At 37.5% G+C, this 507-nt stretch carries 1 pseudogene; it reads left to right on the forward strand.

The window, feature by feature from the left end:
* Window positions 1-507: pseudogene (locus ACFIKU_RS10410) on the forward strand (hypothetical protein); the annotation flags it as partial.

Here is a 507-nt window from a genome sequence, read left to right on the forward strand (position 1 = left end):
TTTTGCTGATAAAAAAGAGCACATATCGCAAGTTCGTAGTGAGGCTGGTAAAAAAGGTGCAAAAGCAAAAAATAATACAAAACAACATGTTAATAATTTTGCTGAAGCAAATGACAAGCAAAATCAAGCTATAAAGAACCAGAATAAGAATATATATAAAAAAACTAAAACTATCGTTTTAGCAAAAAAAGAAATTGATTTTGAAGATTTAGAAACAATCGATTTGGTTGACGAGCCAACAGAGGTTGCTGCTGTTGAAACCACATCAGAGCAAATCGAAACGTTAGAAACAAACCAACCTCCTATTCACGAGCAAGAGAACATTTCCAAAAAGCAAAACCGAGCGAAAGCTAATCGCGGTTGTCGATTGCCTGCGGATTTTGAACCCGATTACGATTTTGCCATTGCAGAGGGTTTGCCTCCAGAGCGTGTCAAAGTCGAAATCGCAAAGTTTCGAGATTATTGGCGTTCAAAAGCTGGAGCAAATGCAACCAAAATCGATTGGCA

The sequence above is a fragment of the Bartonella sp. CM120XJJH genome (assembly GCF_042194715.1).
Lineage (GTDB): Bacteria > Pseudomonadota > Alphaproteobacteria > Rhizobiales > Rhizobiaceae > Bartonella.